Here is a 16,472-nt window from a genome sequence, read left to right as displayed (position 1 = left end):
ATGCGGATGGGTGGATGCCGGGACAAGCCCGGCATGACGTTTAGTTGGTTCAGTCGGCCAGCTTGACGACGGCGTCGACCTCGACCGCCGCGCCGCGCGGCAGCGCCGCGACGCCGACCGCGCTGCGGGCGTGCTTGCCGGCCTCACCGAACAGAGCTTCCATCAGGTTCGATGCGCCATTGGCGACTTCGGGCTGATCGGTGAAATCGGGCGCCGAATTGACGAACACGCCCAGCTTGACGATGCGCTCGACGCGGCTGAGGTCGCCGCCCAGCGCCGCCTTGATCTGCGCGACCAGCATCAGTCCGCACAATTCGGCGGCTTCCTGGCCTGCGACCTTGTCGACCCCGTCACCCAATCGGCCGGTGACGACCTTGCCGTCCTTGAACGGCAACTGCCCCGAAATGTGCAGCAGACCGTTGGCGTCGACCGTCGGCACGTATGAGGCGACTGGGGCGGCCGGCGACGGCAGGCTCAGGCCCATTTCCTCCAGCTTGCGGTCGATACGGTCGGTCATGCGGAAATCCCTTCTGTTATGGCCGGCTGGTCGGCGGCGAAGCGCTGGGCGATCCAGTCGCGCGCTGCCCCCCAGTCGTCGATTCGTGCGTGCGCGTGCGCCGCGGGCGGCACTTGCGGTGCCATTGCGGGCTCGGCGACTAGGTGCAGCCGGTGGACTGTGGGCGCGTGCTTGGCAACCGATTCGTGGTGCGTCGCCAGATCATCGACGAAAACCGTGACCGGATTGCCATATTCCGCGACCAGCCGTGCGACCGGTCCACCCTTGCCGCCCTGATTGGTCTCGACCCGGTGGCGGATGCCGTGCCGCGCCAGCTGCTCGATGCGATGGTCGCGGCAATGGTCGCCCAGATTGGTCAGGATAACGATGTCGGCGCGCTCGGACAGCGCCGCCAGCGCTTCGGCGGCACCGGGGACCAGGGTCTGGCGCTCCATTTCGGCGGGGAAGAATTCGTCGAGCATCGCCCAGATTCGCTGATGGTCGACTGGGCTACCATCGGCATGGGTCATGGCGATGAAACTGCCCGTTTCATGCGCGAAGGCGATGTCGTGGCGCTCGCGCAACCAGGTGCCGAAATGGCGCACCATGTGCAGCAGCACTTCGTCGCAATCGCAGATCAGCAGCGGGCGCGTCATGCTTCCAGACTCCGGCGGGCGGCGACCAGCGCCTCGGGTTTGATGCCGAGCTCGGCCGCGCAGGCGACCAGGTCAGGCTCGTGCGCTTCGAGGAATCCCAGCACTGCCGCCTGGGTACCGCGATTTGCCGCCGACGCACGCAGGTCATCGGCGTCGAGTCCGGTCAGGTCGAGCAACCGCCGCGCGCGCGCCGGATCGGCCAGCGTCCAGGCCAGCGCGTGCAATGCCAGGGTCGGGGCGTCGTTGGTGTCGGTGGGGTTCATTGCTATGTCGTGGTCCAAGGAGACCCCGTTGGCAAAGCGCGTGCTGGTTGTCGAGGACAACGAACTCAATCTGAAGCTGTTCTGCGATTTGCTGCGCGCGCACGAATTCGAGACCGAACCCGTGCGCGACGGGCGCGAGGCGGTCGACCGCGCGCGCGCCTTCGTTCCCAACCTCATCGTGATGGACATCCAGCTGCCCTATGTCAGCGGCTATGACCTCATCCTGCAGATCAAGGCTGACGAGAATCTGGGCAAGATCCCGATCATGGCGGTCACCGCTTATGCCGGACGCGAAGACGAGGACCGCATCCGCGCCGCCGGTGCCGACGCCTATGTGTCCAAACCGATTTCGGTCGCGCGATTCGTCGAGGAAGTGAACGCGCTGCTTTGACGCGAGTCCGTCATCGACACCAAATCCGTCATCCCAGCGAAAGCTGGGATCTCTCGCGATGGCGCGATCCGCGTGAGACCAGCGTCGGGTCGGATCGTCCCCCCGGACGATCCTTGAGCATGCGGGGCATGCTCAACCCGACGCTCTTTCGCTGGGGTGACGGTTGGGATGACGGGCCAGGGAAAAGCAAAAAGGCCGCGAGGGTTTCCCCTGCGGCCTGGGTCCCCGCTGACGCGGGGACTGCGTAACTCGCGCTAGCGCGAGTTACTTGATCTTCGCTTCCTTGAACTCGACATGCTTGCGCACGACGGGATCGTATTTGCGGAACGACAGCTTCTCGGTCTGGGTGCGCGGATTCTTCTTCGTGACGTAGAAGAAGCCGGTGTCGGCCGAGCTGACGAGCTTGATCTTGACGGTGGTCGGCTTGGCCATGACCCAAATTCCTGCTGGTTGAAATACAAAAGCGGCGGACGCGCCGCCGCTTGTCAGGGGCGGGCCATTGGCCCAGCCGAGGGGGATTGTCAAGCGGAAGGGGCTTTAACACCCCCTTTACCATATCGGTAGCACTCTCGAGCCAGCGAAGCGGGAGTTAGGGAAATGGGGGTTTCTGCTCGTAATGACGATCTCGCCGCGCGGATCGCGCGGCTCGACCTGATGGCACAGCATGTGCGTCCGCGCGACCTCGTCGTCGAAGTCGATTCAATCCGTTGCGTGGCCGAAGCGGCGGGCGTGCTGCCCGTTGTGGCGGTGGCGCACGCGCTCGAATCGGCACTGGGACGCGGCGAAAGCGGGATGATCGTGCGCGGCTGGATCGCGATGCTGACCGAAGCGGTCGGCTGCGGCCAGACCGACGCGCAGACCGGCCACGTCTTCCTCGCCGCCGGTGCGATGCGACTGGGCGGCTAATGGATTCATTGATGGCGGCGCTGGTTGCCGCCTTGCTGATTCGCGCGACCGATCCAACCGCGGCCTATGTCGCGCGTGTCGCCGATCGCTCTCGCAAGGCCGGCGCGGTGCTGGCCGGTGCGCTGGTCGCGATCCTGATCACGCACGCAATTGCCGCGGTGGCGGGCTTCTTCCTCGCGCCGCATCTCACGCCCAATCCGCAGCGGCTGTTCGTCGCCTTCGCCCTGCTCGCCGCGGCGAGCGGGGGGATTTGGCCGGGCAAGCCGATCGAGCCGGGCGAGGGGCGTCATCCGTTCTGGACCGTCGCCGCGCGGCTGATCGTCGGCGGGTGGAGCGGGCGCAGCGAATTCGTCACGCTCGCGCTGGCGATGAGCGGCACCGCCGCGCTTGCCGGGATCGGCGGGTTCATCGGCAGTGCGGTTGTGCTCGGGTTCGCGGCAATCGGCGGCGACCTGATCTGGCGCACCTTGCCGCACCGCGCGATCGGCATAATCCTGGGCGGATTGCTCGCAGTCGCGGGGTTCTGGTTGGCATTCTCGGCGCTGCGGCTGATCTAGCGCGTCGATCACTCTGCCCGGCATTTTCGTGCGGCAAGGGGCGGAGCCAATCCTATATTGATCCGTTGTCGCAACGACTCTTTCGTTCAACGGAGACACCATGCCCAACGCCGATCTCAAGACGCCGACCGATCTGTCGTCCAACGCCGCGAAAAGCGTGAAGGACGCGCTCAACACGATCCTGGCCGATTCGTTCGCGCTCTACCTCAAGACCAAGAACTTCCACTGGCATGTCTCGGGCCCGCATTTTCGCGACTATCATCTGATGCTCGACGAACAGGCGGCGGAAATCTTCGCCTCGACCGACGATATCGCCGAGCGCGTCCGCAAGACCGGCAACGTCACCCTGCGCTCGATCGGCGACATCGCCCGGCACCAGACGCTCAAGGACAACGACAAGGATTTCGTCGCGCCCGACGACATGCTCAAGGAATTGCGCGACGATAACCTCAAGCTGGTCGAGAGCCTGCGCGAGGCCAAGGACATCGCCGACAACGCCAGGGACAATGCCACCAGCGCGATGATCGACGACTGGACGGACCAGGCCGAACGCCGCGCCTGGTTCCTGTTCGAGGCTGGGCGGAAGGCGTGATATGGAGGCTGATGCCTGTTCTTGCGCGAGTTAGCGGACGGATAAGCGTCAGCCCTCGATCGTGATCAACCACAGATCGGGCGGCGCGCCGAACCGGAGCGGCGGGCCGCTCGTGCCTAATCCTCCGGTCACGATCACGGCACGCCCCGGATCGAGCACCAGCCCGCAGCGATACCGGTCCCCGAGACGGGATACGCTTGCAACCGGGCCGTAAAAGGGCAGCACGCCTTGTCCGCAATGCGTGTGTCCCGCGAGCAGCAGATGCACGTCCCCCGGCAATCGCGGCGCGATGTCGGGAGAATGCGTCAGGATGATGCGTGCTCCCTCGAACGGGCGCAGCTTGGCCATCGTCGCGGCGATATTGGCATGGTGGGAAAAATCATCGTCGATCCCTCCAATCGCAATTGGCCCGCGCGCTGTGACGTCGTTGACGAGAACGGTGATCCGCGCCTGGGCCAACGCGCTGGTGACGTCGTCGGCTCCGGTCCAATGATCGTGATTGCCGAGCACCGCGACGACGCCGAGCGGCGGATGCAGTTTCTTGAACGGCGCCACTAACCCGGGCCCGAGCTTCCTCCCGCCATGTGGATCGTGGCCATAGATGAAGTCGCCCGCCATCAGCACGATATCGGGATTGAGCGCGTCGATCTGGTCGACGATGCGGCTGAGGCGCGCTTCGTCCATCGCGTGACTGCCGATATGCACGTCGCTGATCAGGACGGCGCGAACCGGCTTTATTCCCTTGGGCCAGCGCGGCAGCTTGATCGTGGCGGTGCGCACTACGGGGTCCCACCGCGCTTCGGCGCGCGCATAGAGATAGAATCCCGCCACGATCAGCAGCAGGATCAGCAGAACCTTCAGCAGCTTGCGCATGGTCGAGGGCGTAAGGGGTGCGCGGGCGGCGAGCAATGGTCTGGAAATTCCTCCCCGTGCCGGGGAGGAATTTTGGACATGCACGATCATGCTCGCCTTCGCCAACGCCTCTGGTGGAACCGTTACGCGAGCGCCATGTTGGTCGCGACATGCATGCTTTCGCGCAGCTCCTCGATTCGCTGATCTACACGCGGTCGCGCAACGCCAAGCTCAAGCTGATCGGCGATTATCTCAAGGCGACCCCCGATCCCGATCGTGGTTGGGCGATTGCGGCGCTGACCGGCGATCTCGACCTTCCCGCAATCAAGCCGGCAGTGATCCGCGCGCTGATCGAGGAGCGTGTCGACCCGGTGCTGTTCCGCATGAGCCGCGATTATGTCGGCGATACCGCGGAGACGATCGCCTTGCTGTGGCCCGGTGCCGATGACGGCAGCGGCGAGCCGCTGTCGGTCGGGCAAGTGGTCGACACGCTCAATTCGCTGTCGCGCTCGGACGCACCCGCTGCACTCGCCGCGATGCTCGACCGGATGAATGCGGAGGAGCGATTCGCGCTGCTTAAGATGGCGACCGGTGCGCTCCGCATCGGCGTCTCAGCACGCCTCGCCAAGACCGCCTTGGCGCAGGCTTTCGGCGTCGCGGTCGAAGGTGTCGAGGAAGTCTGGCACGCGATTCGCCCGCCTTATGCCGAATTGTTCGACTGGGTCGAAGGCCGCGGGCCCCAGCCGACCGCCGCCGACGTACCCGTGTTTCGCCCCTTCATGCTCGCGCATCCGCTCGAGGACGGAACGGTCGATCTCGCCGATTATGCCGCCGAATGGAAATGGGATGGCATCCGCGTCCAGCTCGTCCATGTCGGCGGCACGACGAGGCTCTACAGCCGTGCGGGCGACGACATTACCGGGAGCTTTCCCGACATCGCCGCGGCGTTCCGCTCGCCGGGCGTGCTCGACGGCGAATTGATGGTGAAGGGCGAAGCGCAGGGCAGCGCGCTTGAGGGCGGCGCGGGTGCCGCCAGCTTCAATGCGCTGCAACAGCGGCTGGGACGCAAGACCGTGTCGGCAAAGATGCTCGACGATTATCCAGCCTTCGTCCGCCTCTACGACATCTTGTTCGATGGCGGCGAGGATCTGCGTGCGCTCGCCTGGACCGACCGGCGCGCGCGGCTCGAGAGCTTCGCCGGCCGGCTCGATTCCGGCCGGTTCGACATCAGCGTCCTGATCGAAGCGAAGGATTTCGCCGCGCTCGAGGAACTCCGCGCCGGCGCGCGCGATGCCGCGATCGAGGGCGTGATGCTCAAGCGGCGCGATTCCGACTACGTCGCCGGCCGCCGCACCGGCTTGTGGTACAAATGGAAACGCGATCCGCTGACCGCCGATTGCGTGATGATGTACGCGCAGCGCGGCAATGGCCGGCGCTCGTCCTTCTACAGCGATTATACGTTCGGCTGCTGGACCGAGGAGGGCGAGTTGCTGCCCGTCGGCAAAGCCTATTCGGGGATCACCGACGACGAGCTGAAATGGCTCGACAGCTTTGTGCGCAACCACACCGTCAACCGTTTCGGCCCGGTGCGCGAGGTCGAGAAGACCCTGGTGCTCGAAGTCGCGTTCGATTCGATCCACGAGTCGAAACGGCACAAATCCGGCGTCGCGATGCGCTTCCCCCGCATCCACCGCATCCGCACCGACAAGCCGGCCGCGGAGGCGGACACGATCGCGGGGATCAGGAAGCTGGTGACGTGAGAGACCGGCGCCGGGGGAATGACGCCGGTCCCTCGCTGCCCCGGAAGGAATTAGGGCAGCAGGACGGTGTCGATGACGTGGATCACGCCGTTCGATTGCATCACATTGGCGATGGTGATCATCCCGGTGTCACCCTTGTCGTCCATCACGGCCCAACCGGCGCCCATCTTCTTGAACTTGAGCATGCCGCCCTGGGCCGTCGCATAGCTGGCGACGCCGCCATTCTTCTTGGCCTTGGCCGCGATGTCGGCCGCGGTGATGCGGCCCGGCACGACGTGATAGGTCAGGACGGACGCCAGCTGGCCTTTATTCTCGGGCTTGAGCAGAGTGTCGACGGTGCCTGCGGGCAGCTTGGCGAACGCGGCATTGGTTGGGGCGAAGACGGTGAACGGGCCCTTGCCCGACAAGGTGTCGACCAGCCCCGCGGCCTTGACCGCGGCGACCAACGTGGTGTGGTCCTTCGAATTGACGGCGTTCTGGACGATCGTCTTGGTCGAATACATCGGCGCGCCGCCGACCATCGGGTTCTTCATCGCGGCGACGCCCGCGGTGGCGCCGGCGACCAATGCGGTCGCGAGCGCGAATTTCCGGAATACCTTCATGTCGCTCTCTCCTGAAGCACGCCTTCTGGCGCGTGCATCGAGAGGTACGGCTGGGGATCACCCTTGGATGCAGCTAGGCGATCGAGAGCTTGCCGCTCGCCACCACCGGTCCGGTCGGCAGGCCAGTCGGCGACCCGCCCAGTGGTTCGATCGACACCGCCAGCATGATCCCGGCTTTCAGGCCGCGACGCTTCTCCATCGGCAGCATCATGCGCGACGGTCCGGTCGAGGCCAGCATTCCCATCGGCTTGGGCACGCCGTCGCCGCCGATCATCCAGAGCTGCGCGGTCTTGCCCTGGGGCGCCATCCCGGCCTCGCCGATCCGCATCTCGCCGGTGGTCATGTCGACCATCGCCGGCACCGCGCTCGATTTATCGCTCATCATCAACGAGGCGACCATCATGTGGTGCGGCGGGCCGGCCACTTGCGACGTCGGTTGCAGCACGACGAACAGCGCAAACATCGCTGCGACCGCGCCGACCAGCGCTGCTATCGGCCAACGGAAGCCGGGTGTCGCCCGTGCCTGGGGCAGCGGCTCGGGCGCGGCCAGCCGTGCGGCAACCGAGTCGGGGGCCGCCACCTCGGGATAATCGTCGAACAGGCCGGCCAGCCGCTGGCGCCATTGCTCGACCTCGCGCGCGAAATGGGGATCGGCCAACACTCGGCGCAGCGCCGCGGCGCGCTCCTCGCCGTCGAGCAGGCCGAGCGCGAGTTCGGCGGCGGTCATATCGGGATCGGGAGCGTCAGGCGTCATCGACACATCCCCTCAGCTGGAGCAGGCCGCGCCGCATGATGCTCTTCATCGTGCCCAATGGCACGTTCTTGCGCTCGGCCAATTCGGCATAGGTCACGCCGTCGAAAAAGGCCGTGCGGATCGCGTCGCGCGCGCGCTCGTCGAGCGCGTCGAGGCAATCGTGTAGCCGTTGCGACTCCTGGTCGCGCTCGGCGATCTCGCGCTGATCGGGGGACGGATCGGCTACCAACGCGGCCTCCTCGACCGGATGCGAGGGCCGGGCGCCTCTTGCCCGCACCCAGTCGATCGCCTTGTTGCGCGCGATCGTCGCCAGCCACGAAATCGGACTCGCGCGGCCGGGCTCGTACGCGCCGGCGCGCTTCCAGATCGTGAGATAAACCTCGTGCAATACATCTTCGGCAGCGCTCCGCTCTCCACAGATACGCAGGCAAATTCCGAAAAGCTTCGCCGATGTCAGCCGGTACACGTCCTGCAGCGCCGCGCGATCCTCCTGCCCGGTACGCACCAACGCCTCGGTCAGGCGGGCGCGCGCGGCGGCGGGATCGGTAGGTGGGCGCACGCCCCATGACTAGACGTCGGCAGCGGCGCACGCAATTAGGGCGAGGATGACCGCCATGCTCGCGCCGCTGCTGATGATCGCTTCGGGATCTGTCCACGCGGTGGTCAATGCCATCGTCAAGGGCGGCAAGGACAAGATGGCGTCGCGCGCGATGACCGACGGGTCGGCGGCGATCATCCTGCTCCCTGCCTTGCTGCTCGTGCCGTTGCCGCAGGGCGCCTGGGTGTGGCTCGCGGCGACGGCGCTGGTCCATGCGCTCTATCTCTACGCGCTGATCCGGGCGTATCAGGTCAGCGATTTCTCTTCGGCCTATCCCGTGCTGCGCGGTACCGCACCGCTGGTCACCGCGGGCGTGACGCTCGGGCTGCTCGGCGATCATGTTTCGACGCTGGCGGTCGCCGGGATCGCGCTGATCGGCGTGTCGATGTTCGTGCTCGCGATCGGCCGTCACCTCAGCCGCGCCGGGTTCGGCTGGGCAGTGCTGACCGGTTTCACCATCGCCGCCTATACCGTGATCGATGCCGCCGGCGTGCGCGCGGCGCCGACGCCGTTCAGCTATATCGCCTGGATGTTCGTGACGATGGGGTTGGTCATCGTCGGCCTTTTCGCGATCCTGACGCGCGGCACCTTGTTCGCGTCGATGCGCCAGCAATGGCGGCCCGGCGCGATCGCCGGTGCGCTGTCGATCCTGACCTACGGCCTCGCGCTCTATGCACTGTCGATCGGTCCGACCGCGCCGCTCGCCGCGTTGCGCGAGACGGGGATGGTGACGGCGCTGATCATCGCTGTCGTGTTTCTGAAGGAGCGGGTGACGGTCGGGCGTGCGGTGGCGGTGCTGGGGATTCTGGCTGGGGCAGGGCTGATCTTGCGGGGGTAGTTCAATCCTCCCCGTCCCGGGGAGGATTTAGTTACGAAAAAGCCCGGCCCGCGCATGGCGGACCGGGCCTTTTCAAAAGCAGAACCGGAGGGCGATTAGATCGACGTCAGGTTCACCGCGGCGTATTTGCCGCGACGATTGTCGACCTCGAGCTCGAATTCGAGCCGATCGCCTTCGTTCAGGCTGGTCATGCCGGCGCGCTCGACTGCCGAGATGTGGACGAACGCATCGGGCTGGCCGTCATCGCGCTGAATGAAGCCGAAGCCCTTCATCGCGTTGAAGAACTTGACCGTGCCGGTCGCCTTCTCGCCAGTCAGCTCGCGGCCACCGCCGCCGCCAGCGCCACCCGGGCCGCCTGCCGCACGCTCGGGGCGCGGGCCGCGATCCTGGACCGGCAAGGGCTCGCCCTCGATCTTGAGGTCGGTCGCCGAAATGCGGCCGCCGCGATCGACGAGGGTGAAGCCCAGCGGCTGGCCCTCGGCCAGGCCGGTCAGGCCGGCCTGCTCGACCGCACTGATGTGCACGAACACGTCCTCGCCGCCATCGTCGCGAACGACGAAGCCAAAGCCCTTTTGTCCGTTGAAGAACTTTACGACGCCGGTGCCTTCACCGACGACCTGGGGGGGCATGCCGCCGCCGCCACCACCGCCACCACGGAACCCGCCGCCACCGCCGCCGCCGCCGCGGAAACCGCCGCCGCCGCCGCCGAAGCCGCCACCACCGCCGAAGCCGCCACCGCCGCCGCGATATCCACCGCCGCCGCCACCATAGCTGCTACCGCCGCCGAAGCCACCGCCGCCGAAATCACCACCACCGCCGCCAAATTCGTCACCGCCGAAATTGTCGCGCTTGTCACGGCCGCGACCACCACGATTGCCACGGCCACCTTTATCGAAACTCATGCCCTGTTCGTCTTTCCGGTTCGCCCCGTATCACATTCAAGAACCAACGCGTCGGACGACAGACGCAGGCCTTCGGACGCAAACCAATAGCGCCTTAGTGCGAGTCTTAGCCGAAAATCGGCCACGCCGCGAACAAAATCGTCGGCATTCCTGCCCTTGTCGTCGCGATACTTGCGCGAGCGTGGCCAAGACGGCACAGCCCTGCCCCATGTCGATCATCGAACTTCTCGCCAGTCCGGCCGCTTGGGCGGCGCTGTTGACGCTGATCATGATGGAAGTCGTGCTCGGCATCGACAACCTGGTCTTCGTCGCGATCCTGTCGAACAAATTGCCCGAGGCGGACCGTGCCCGCACGCGGCGAATCGGGATCGGGCTCGCGCTGATCATGCGTCTGCTGCTGCTCACGACGATCAGCTGGATCGTCGGCATGACGGCGCCGGTGATCGATCTCGGGCTGACGGGTGCTGCCGACGCGCATGGCACTCCCAGCTTCGAGACCGCCTTTTCGATTCGCGATCTCATCCTGATCGCGGGCGGCCTGTTCCTGCTCTACAAGGCGACGACCGAAATCCATCACAGCGTCGATCCGGCCGAATCGGACTCGCCACTCGACAAGACCAACAGCCAGAAGTCGCTCGGCTTCGCGTCCGCGATCGCCCAAATCCTGGTGCTCGATCTGGTCTTCTCGATCGATTCGATCCTGACCGCCGTCGGCATGACCGACGAATTGCCGATCATGATCGTCGCGGTCGTGGTCGCGGTCGGGGTCATGCTGCTCGCCGCCGATCCCTTGTCCAACTTCATCGCCAAGAACCCGACCGTGGTCATGCTCGCGCTCGGCTTCCTGTTGATGATCGGCCTCGTGCTGATCGCCGACGGCTTCGGCGTCCATGTCCCCAAGGGCTATGTCTATACCGCCATGGCCTTCTCCGCCGGGGTCGAGATCCTCAACATCTGGAGCCGCAAGGCGCGCGAGCGTCGAGGCGGGAACAGCGCCGCTCACTGAACGCCGCATCTTCCCCAGCCATTGAGCGTTCGGCTCGGAAGGGCTAGGCGCTAGGCGATGACCGTATATCTCCATGAGGAAGACCTTCCCGCCGGGCTGTTCGCGCCCGGCGCCGCGATCGCCGTCGATACCGAGACGATGGGGCTGATCACGCCGCGTGACCGATTGTGCCTGGTGCAATTGTCCGATGGCGGACCCGACGAGCATCTCGTCCGTTTCGGCCCCGGCAGCGATTATGCCGCGCCCAATCTCAAGGCGTTGCTCGCCGATCCGGCGCGCGACAAGCTCTATCATTTCGCGCGTTTCGATCTCGCCGCGATCAAACACTATCTCGGCGTCACTGCCGGCCCGGTCTATTGCACCAAGACCGCGTCGCGGCTGGTCCGCACCTATACCGACCGGCATGGGCTGAAGGAGCTGGTCCGCGAGCTGCTCGGTCAGGACATTTCGAAGCAGCAGCAATCGTCCGATTGGGGCGGCCCCGAGCTGAGCGACGCGCAAAAGGATTATGCCGCGTCCGACGTGCGCTATCTGCATCGCCTGCGCGCCGAACTCGATCGCCGCCTGGTTCGCGAAAATCGCGCCGAGCTGGCGCAGGCCTGTTTCGACTTCCTGCCGTGGCGCGCCGAGCTCGACCTCGCCGGCTGGCCCGAAATCGACATCTTCGCGCATGTCTGACGTCGCGCTCCAGATGCGGTCCGAGCGTCAGCGCTGGGCGGCGCCGGGGAGTGCACACGACACATTGATCGCGATCCTGCGCGTCGTCCTGCCGTCGGCGGTCGGCGTCGTCGCCGCGCTGATGGTATTCCTGCCGCTGACCGCCGGCGGCGACGTCAGTTTCGTGCTCGACCGCAACAAGGTGGAGATCACTAAGGAGCGCCTGCGCGTCCAGTCGGCAACTTATCGCGGGCAGGATGACAAGGGCCAACCCTTCACCTTGACCGCGCAATCGGCGGTGCAACGCGACGCCACCCAGCCGATCGTCGAGATCGACCGGATGAACGCCGATATCCTGCTGTCGGACGGTCCCGGCACGCTTCAGGCGCCCAAGGGCAATTACAATCTGAAGAGCCAGCAGGTCGACGTGTCGGGGCCGATCACCTTCACCGGCCCCAGGGGCTATAGCCTCCAGAGCAAGGCGGCGACGGTCGATTTGAGGAAGCGCACGATGCAGGGGACGGGCGGCGTCTCCGGCACCTTGCCGCAAGGTAATTTCAACGCCGATACGATGAACGCCGACCTCGAGAATCGCGTGGTGCGGCTCAACGGACGCGCGACCATGCACTTTAGCGGCAAGGCCAAGCGCAACCGATAGCCCGATTTATTGGCGCATCCGCCGCGCACACGCTTGCTCGCGGCGAGACGCCGGTGCATGGCACCGCGCGCGCCATGCACAAAGCTTGCCAATTGCCTGTCCGATAACCATTCAGTAACCAAGAGGCGGGCACTCAGGGAGCCGATATGAACGATACCGTTACCCTGGAAGAGATACCGCCGATCGCGGAAGCCCCGGTGATGCGCGGCCTGTCGGTCGTGTCGATCGCCAAGTCCTACGACAAGCGCGTCGTGCTGACCGACGTGTCGCTGTCGGTGGGCCCAGGCGAAGTGATCGGGCTATTGGGTCCCAACGGCGCCGGCAAGACCACCTGCTTCTATTCGGTGATGGGGTTGGTGAAGCCCGATTCGGGCCGCATCATGCTCGATGGCGACGACATCACCGGATTGCCGATGTACCGCCGCGCGATCCTCGGCCTGGGCTATCTACCGCAGGAAACCTCGATCTTTCGCGGCCTGTCGGTCGAAAAGACCCCCCCCGCGCCGAGATCGCGCGGGCGCTCGCCGCCAATCCCTCGATCATGCTGCTCGACGAGCCGTTCGCCGGCATCGATCCCTTGTCGATCTCCGACATTCGCGACCTGATCGTCGAATTGAAGAAGCGCGGCATCGGCGTGCTGATCACCGACCATAATGTCCGCGAGACGCTCGACATCGTCGATCGCGGCTACATCATCTACGATGGACGCGTGCTGTTCGCCGGCTCGCCCGAGGAACTCGTCGCCGACGAGAATGTCCGCCGGCTCTATCTGGGAGAGAGCTTCCAGCTCTGACCAGCCCATGAGTCTCGCGCCTCGCCTTGATCTTCGGCAGTCGCAATCGCTGGTGATGACGCCGCAGTTGCAGCAGGCGATTCGCCTGCTCGCGCTGTCGAACCTCGAAGTCGAAACCTTCATCGCCGAGGAGATCGAGCGCAATCCGTTGCTCGACAGTTCGAGCGCGGGCAGCGACGACGACGGCCCGATCGTCGAACGCGAGGCACCGGTCGCGATGGGCGACGAGCCGGCCAGCGCCGATGCCTTGCTCAACGGTGAGAGCGGCGGCGAAGCCTCGCTCGACGTCGACTTCGCGGCGGAAAGCTTCCACCACGATTCGCCGTCCGATCAGGCCGGGATGGATGGGTCGCTCGGCATGAACGGCGGCACGTCGGGCGGGGCGAGCGAGGACGGTCCCGATCTTGACGCCTTTGCCGACACCAGCCTGACGCTTGCCGATCACTTGCTGACCCAGGCGGGCGAAGTGCTGTCGGGCGTCGACATGTTCGTTGCCCAGCATCTGATCGACCTGATCGACGAAGCGGGATATCTGACCACGCCGTTGCTCGACATCGCCAACCGGCTCGGCGTGCCGCTGGTGCATGTCGAGGACGTGCTCAAGGTGATCCAGACGTTCGACCCAACCGGGGTCGGCGCGCGCGACCTCGCCGAATGCCTCGCGCTCCAGGCGAAGGAGGCCGACCGCTACGATCCGTGCATGGCGCGATTGATCGACAATCTCGACCTCGTCGCGCGCGGCGAGATGTCGCGGCTGCGGCGGATTTGCGACGTCGACGACGAAGACCTCGCCGACATGATCCGCGAGTTGCGCAATTACGACCCCAAACCCGGATGCCGCTTCGGCGGGGAGCCGATGCAAGCGGTCGTCCCCGACCTCTATGTCGCGCGCGCCAAGCAGGGCTGGGCGATCGAGATCAACGCGGCGACGTTGCCCAAGGTGCTCGTCAACCGCTCTTATTATGTCGAATTGTCCTCGGGCCCGCAGGACAAGACGGCCAAGGCGTGGCTGAGCGAGATGCTCGCCAGCGCCAACTGGCTGGTCAAGGCGCTCGACCAACGCCAGCGCACGATCATCAAGGTCGCGAGCGAGATCGTGAAGCAGCAGGAAGCGTTCTTCCTCCATGGCGTCGCGCATCTGAAGCCGATGACCCTGAAGCAGGTTGCCGACGCGATTGAGATGCACGAATCGACGGTCAGCCGGGTGACCTCGAACAAATATCTCAGCTGCGCGCGCGGGCTGTACGAGCTCAAATATTTCTTCACCTCGGCGATCCAGGCGGCCGATGGCGGCGATGCGGTGTCGGCGCAAGCGGTCAAGTCGGCGATTCGCACACTGATCTCGGCGGAGAGTCCGAAGGCGATCCTGTCCGACGACACCTTGGTCGACATGCTCAACGCCAAGGGTTTCGACATCGCGCGGCGCACCGTCGCCAAGTATCGCGAAGCGATGGGGATCGGTAGTTCGGTCCAGCGCCGGCGGCAAAAGGCGCTGGAGGGAGTCGGGTAGTTTTTTACCGTTCGGCAAAACATTCGCTCTAACCAAACGGCATGGCTGCACATTTCACGGTCCGGGCCGAACCCTCGCGCGATTTGATTCGCATCACCATGTCCGGCTTCTTCAATCCCGACGACATCCAGGCATTTTGCGACGCGCGCGCCGCGGAACATGCCCGCCTGACCTGCGGGCCCAACCAGCATGTCACGCTCAACGACCTCAGGGCGATGAAGGTGCAGGCGCAGGACGTGGTCGCCGCCTTCCAGAACCTGCTCGCCGATCCGGCCTATCGGTCGCGCAAACTCGCGTTCATCGTCGACCGCACGCTGGCGCGCAGCCAGCTGATGCGCGCGCTCAACGGCCGCACCGCGAAATGCTTCGAAAATCGCGTCGATGCCGAGCAATGGCTGTTCGCGCACGATTCGGAGATGGTGGCGGCCTGACGGGCCGTCCTTTCTCCTGCATCACCCCGGCCTTGTGCCCGTGCCGCCAGCGCGGAACGATGAGCTCAGGCATCTCGCTCGCCGGCCCGGTGGAGGCCGGGACGAGCCTGGCATGACGTGAAAAGGACCGGATGCGCCATATTTCTTTTATTTTCCTTGTTTTATAATACTTTCGTTAGTTCCACAGAACGCGAAAATGCTCTAGCCTCCCACCTAGGGAGAGGGCGTCATGATCATCGTCACCGGCAGCATCACCGCGAAGGAGGGCCAGTTCGAGCCGTTGCGCGATGCCTGCCTCGCGCACGTCCACCGCTCGCGGACCGAGGACGGCTGCATCAGCCATGCGGTTCATATCGATGCCGAAAACCCGCTCCGTCTGGTGTTTTTCGAGGAATGGCGCGACCTGCCCGCGCTGCAGGAACACTTCCTCACATCCGGCATCGCCCAGCTGATGGCCGCGATTCGCGAGCACGCCGCGTCGAGCGAGAAGATCACGACCTACAGCGCGCACAAGGCGCCGGATCAGTAGTCGATGCTTGGATACCAGTCGGTGCCGCGCCCGGCGGGGATCGTGTCGAGCACGTTCCATAAAGGCGACATTTCGGGCGCGCCGCGCGGGTCCTGACCGGGATCCTGGGTTCCGCCCAATTCCGATCCCCAGACATGGCGGATCGTGCCGTCCTTGTCCCTGGTGAACACATCGTAGGACGGCCAGTCGCCATCGTCGTGCCAGGCGTTGTGATCGCGGCCGAATGCCTCGCTGGTGTCGCTATAGAGCGGCAGACCGCGCCAACCGCGCTCCTTGGCGAAATCGTACAGTCGTTCGACGGGCGACCGCGCGATCACCGCCAGCGCGACCTTCTGGCGCAAGTCGAGCGCATTGGCTGCCAGCGCGCCGAGAAATTGGGTACACATCGGGCATGGCCGCGCGCGTTCGGGGCCGAACATCCAGCAATAGGTGACGAGCGCGTCATGCCCTTCGAACATATCGGCGAGTCCGACCTCGCCGTCTTTGCTTTGGAAGCGATAGTCCTTCGTGACCACCGGCCCTGGCGGCAGCGCGCGGCGTTGCGCGGCGACGCGTTCCAGGTGTCGTCGTAATTCAACTTCCTCGGCGAGAAGCTTCTTGCGAGCCTCGGCGTAATCGGCGCTTTCGCCTGGATAGGGATGATGCGCCTTATCGGCGAGCTCGCTGGCGGGAGCGAGCATTTTGACGTCGGCCTCGGCCATGATCCTCTCCTTTTCGCGCA

General features: G+C 65.3%; 22 protein-coding genes and 1 pseudogene. 13 read left to right on the top strand and 10 right to left on the bottom strand.

The features are described 5' to 3' along the window. Positions 1–49: 49 nt before the first annotated feature. Genes AC1DSD_RS14770 through AC1DSD_RS14760 form a run of 3 tightly spaced genes read right to left on the bottom strand, consistent with a single transcriptional unit; the run spans position 50 to position 1,415 of the window. A complete protein-coding gene (locus AC1DSD_RS14770) occupies positions 50–517 on the bottom strand; it encodes a RidA family protein (RefSeq protein WP_066821255.1) in 468 nt (155 codons plus the stop codon). After that, the gene (locus tag AC1DSD_RS14765) at positions 514–1,152 is read right to left on the bottom strand and encodes an HAD family hydrolase (protein ID WP_478031136.1); all 639 of its coding nucleotides are present in this window, start codon (positions 1,150–1,152) and stop codon (positions 514–516) included. Before AC1DSD_RS14765 ends, AC1DSD_RS14770 begins: the two co-directional genes overlap by 4 nt. Then, positions 1,149–1,415, bottom strand: coding sequence for a DUF3572 domain-containing protein (locus AC1DSD_RS14760; protein ID WP_478031134.1), 267 nt, complete (start codon positions 1,413–1,415; stop codon positions 1,149–1,151). Before AC1DSD_RS14760 ends, AC1DSD_RS14765 begins: the two co-directional genes overlap by 4 nt. 28 nt (positions 1,416–1,443) lie before the next feature. On the opposite strand from AC1DSD_RS14760, the gene AC1DSD_RS14755 reads away from it, so the two are divergent. Beyond that, on the top strand, positions 1,444–1,806 hold the full coding sequence (locus AC1DSD_RS14755) for a response regulator (protein ID WP_478031132.1): 363 nt from the start codon (positions 1,444–1,446) through the stop codon (positions 1,804–1,806). 264 nt (positions 1,807–2,070) lie between these two features. Here AC1DSD_RS14755 and rpmG read toward each other — a convergent pair whose 3' ends face one another. Further along, the gene (gene rpmG / locus AC1DSD_RS14750) at positions 2,071–2,238 is read right to left on the bottom strand and encodes a 50S ribosomal protein L33 (RefSeq protein WP_066808222.1); all 168 of its coding nucleotides are present in this window, start codon (positions 2,236–2,238) and stop codon (positions 2,071–2,073) included. A 165-nt stretch (positions 2,239–2,403) separates the two neighbouring features. On the opposite strand from rpmG, the gene AC1DSD_RS14745 reads away from it, so the two are divergent. The 3 genes from AC1DSD_RS14745 (at position 2,404) to AC1DSD_RS14735 (ending at position 3,861) form a co-directional block, all read left to right on the top strand. Further along, positions 2,404–2,712, top strand: a complete 309-nt coding sequence (locus AC1DSD_RS14745) for a hypothetical protein (RefSeq protein ID WP_478031131.1) — start codon at positions 2,404–2,406, stop codon at positions 2,710–2,712. A gap of 11 nt (positions 2,713–2,723) precedes the next feature. Next, positions 2,724–3,269 carry a TMEM165/GDT1 family protein gene (locus AC1DSD_RS14740; RefSeq protein ID WP_478031130.1) on the top strand — a complete coding sequence of 182 codons (546 nt, stop codon included), beginning with the start codon at positions 2,724–2,726 and terminating at the stop codon, positions 3,267–3,269. 100 nt (positions 3,270–3,369) lie between these two features. Beyond that, the gene (locus AC1DSD_RS14735) at positions 3,370–3,861 is read left to right on the top strand and encodes a Dps family protein (protein WP_478031129.1); all 492 of its coding nucleotides are present in this window, start codon (positions 3,370–3,372) and stop codon (positions 3,859–3,861) included. A gap of 48 nt (positions 3,862–3,909) precedes the next feature. Here the strand turns inward: AC1DSD_RS14735 and AC1DSD_RS14730 are convergent, their stop codons facing one another. After that, positions 3,910–4,734: a metallophosphoesterase gene (locus tag AC1DSD_RS14730; RefSeq protein WP_478031127.1), complete on the bottom strand. Its 825-nt coding sequence runs from the start codon at positions 4,732–4,734 to the stop codon at positions 3,910–3,912. A gap of 149 nt (positions 4,735–4,883) precedes the next feature. Between AC1DSD_RS14730 and AC1DSD_RS14725 the strand changes: the two genes are divergently transcribed. Continuing rightward, entirely contained in the window at positions 4,884–6,473 is a 1,590-nt protein-coding gene (locus AC1DSD_RS14725; protein WP_478031125.1) for a cisplatin damage response ATP-dependent DNA ligase, read from the top strand. Between the two features lie 50 nt (positions 6,474–6,523). On the opposite strand, the gene AC1DSD_RS14720 is transcribed toward AC1DSD_RS14725, so the two are convergent. The 3 genes from AC1DSD_RS14720 to AC1DSD_RS14710 all read right to left on the bottom strand — a co-directional run bounded on the left by AC1DSD_RS14720 (position 6,524) and on the right by AC1DSD_RS14710 (position 8,388). Further along, the gene (locus AC1DSD_RS14720) at positions 6,524–7,075 is read right to left on the bottom strand and encodes a fasciclin domain-containing protein (RefSeq protein WP_478031123.1); all 552 of its coding nucleotides are present in this window, start codon (positions 7,073–7,075) and stop codon (positions 6,524–6,526) included. 73 nt (positions 7,076–7,148) lie between these two features. Further along, positions 7,149–7,829 (bottom strand): anti-sigma factor, encoded by a 681-nt coding sequence (locus tag AC1DSD_RS14715; RefSeq protein ID WP_478031121.1) that lies wholly within the window; start codon positions 7,827–7,829, stop codon positions 7,149–7,151. Then, a complete protein-coding gene (locus AC1DSD_RS14710) occupies positions 7,819–8,388 on the bottom strand; it encodes a sigma-70 family RNA polymerase sigma factor (protein WP_478031120.1) in 570 nt (189 codons plus the stop codon). The genes AC1DSD_RS14715 and AC1DSD_RS14710 overlap by 11 nt, the downstream gene beginning before the upstream one ends. A gap of 46 nt (positions 8,389–8,434) precedes the next feature. Here AC1DSD_RS14710 and AC1DSD_RS14705 point away from each other — a divergent pair, with 46 nt between their 5' ends. Further along, positions 8,435–9,265, top strand: a complete 831-nt coding sequence (locus AC1DSD_RS14705) for an EamA family transporter (RefSeq protein ID WP_478031118.1) — start codon at positions 8,435–8,437, stop codon at positions 9,263–9,265. Positions 9,266–9,360: 95 nt separating this feature from the next. Here the strand turns inward: AC1DSD_RS14705 and AC1DSD_RS14700 are convergent, their stop codons facing one another. Further along, positions 9,361–10,167, bottom strand: coding sequence for a cold-shock protein (locus tag AC1DSD_RS14700; RefSeq protein WP_478031117.1), 807 nt, complete (start codon positions 10,165–10,167; stop codon positions 9,361–9,363). Between the two features lie 208 nt (positions 10,168–10,375). Between AC1DSD_RS14700 and AC1DSD_RS14695 the strand changes: the two genes are divergently transcribed. From AC1DSD_RS14695 to AC1DSD_RS14665, 7 genes and pseudogenes are all read left to right on the top strand, one after another. Next, on the top strand, positions 10,376–11,173 hold the full coding sequence (locus AC1DSD_RS14695) for a TerC family protein (protein ID WP_478031116.1): 798 nt from the start codon (positions 10,376–10,378) through the stop codon (positions 11,171–11,173). A 57-nt stretch (positions 11,174–11,230) separates the two neighbouring features. Beyond that, positions 11,231–11,851 carry a ribonuclease D gene (locus AC1DSD_RS14690; RefSeq protein ID WP_478031114.1) on the top strand — a complete coding sequence of 207 codons (621 nt, stop codon included), beginning with the start codon at positions 11,231–11,233 and terminating at the stop codon, positions 11,849–11,851. After that, entirely contained in the window at positions 11,844–12,488 is a 645-nt protein-coding gene (gene lptC, locus AC1DSD_RS14685; RefSeq protein ID WP_478031113.1) for an LPS export ABC transporter periplasmic protein LptC, read from the top strand. The genes AC1DSD_RS14690 and lptC overlap by 8 nt, the downstream gene beginning before the upstream one ends. 146 nt (positions 12,489–12,634) lie before the next feature. Then, positions 12,635–13,281, top strand: a pseudogene (locus tag AC1DSD_RS14680) (LPS export ABC transporter ATP-binding protein). 7 nt (positions 13,282–13,288) lie between these two features. After that, positions 13,289–14,791, top strand: coding sequence for an RNA polymerase factor sigma-54 (gene rpoN / locus AC1DSD_RS14675; protein ID WP_478031111.1), 1,503 nt, complete (start codon positions 13,289–13,291; stop codon positions 14,789–14,791). Positions 14,792–14,832: 41 nt separating this feature from the next. Continuing rightward, positions 14,833–15,222 carry a hypothetical protein gene (locus AC1DSD_RS14670; RefSeq protein ID WP_478031110.1) on the top strand — a complete coding sequence of 130 codons (390 nt, stop codon included), beginning with the start codon at positions 14,833–14,835 and terminating at the stop codon, positions 15,220–15,222. Between the two features lie 229 nt (positions 15,223–15,451). Beyond that, positions 15,452–15,751 (top strand): putative quinol monooxygenase, encoded by a 300-nt coding sequence (locus AC1DSD_RS14665; protein WP_478031108.1) that lies wholly within the window; start codon positions 15,452–15,454, stop codon positions 15,749–15,751. On the opposite strand, the gene AC1DSD_RS14660 is transcribed toward AC1DSD_RS14665, so the two are convergent. After that, complete coding sequence (locus AC1DSD_RS14660) at positions 15,745–16,452, bottom strand: DUF899 family protein (RefSeq protein ID WP_478031106.1); 708 nt, start codon at positions 16,450–16,452, stop codon at positions 15,745–15,747. The two genes, AC1DSD_RS14665 and AC1DSD_RS14660, sit on opposite strands and share 7 nt — an antisense overlap. Positions 16,453–16,472: the final 20 nt, after the last annotated feature.

This window comes from Sphingomonas sp. P4_D12 (assembly GCF_056401895.1).
The sequence above is the reverse complement of the archived record's forward strand: the minus strand, read 5'-3'. Positions and strand labels throughout refer to the sequence as shown.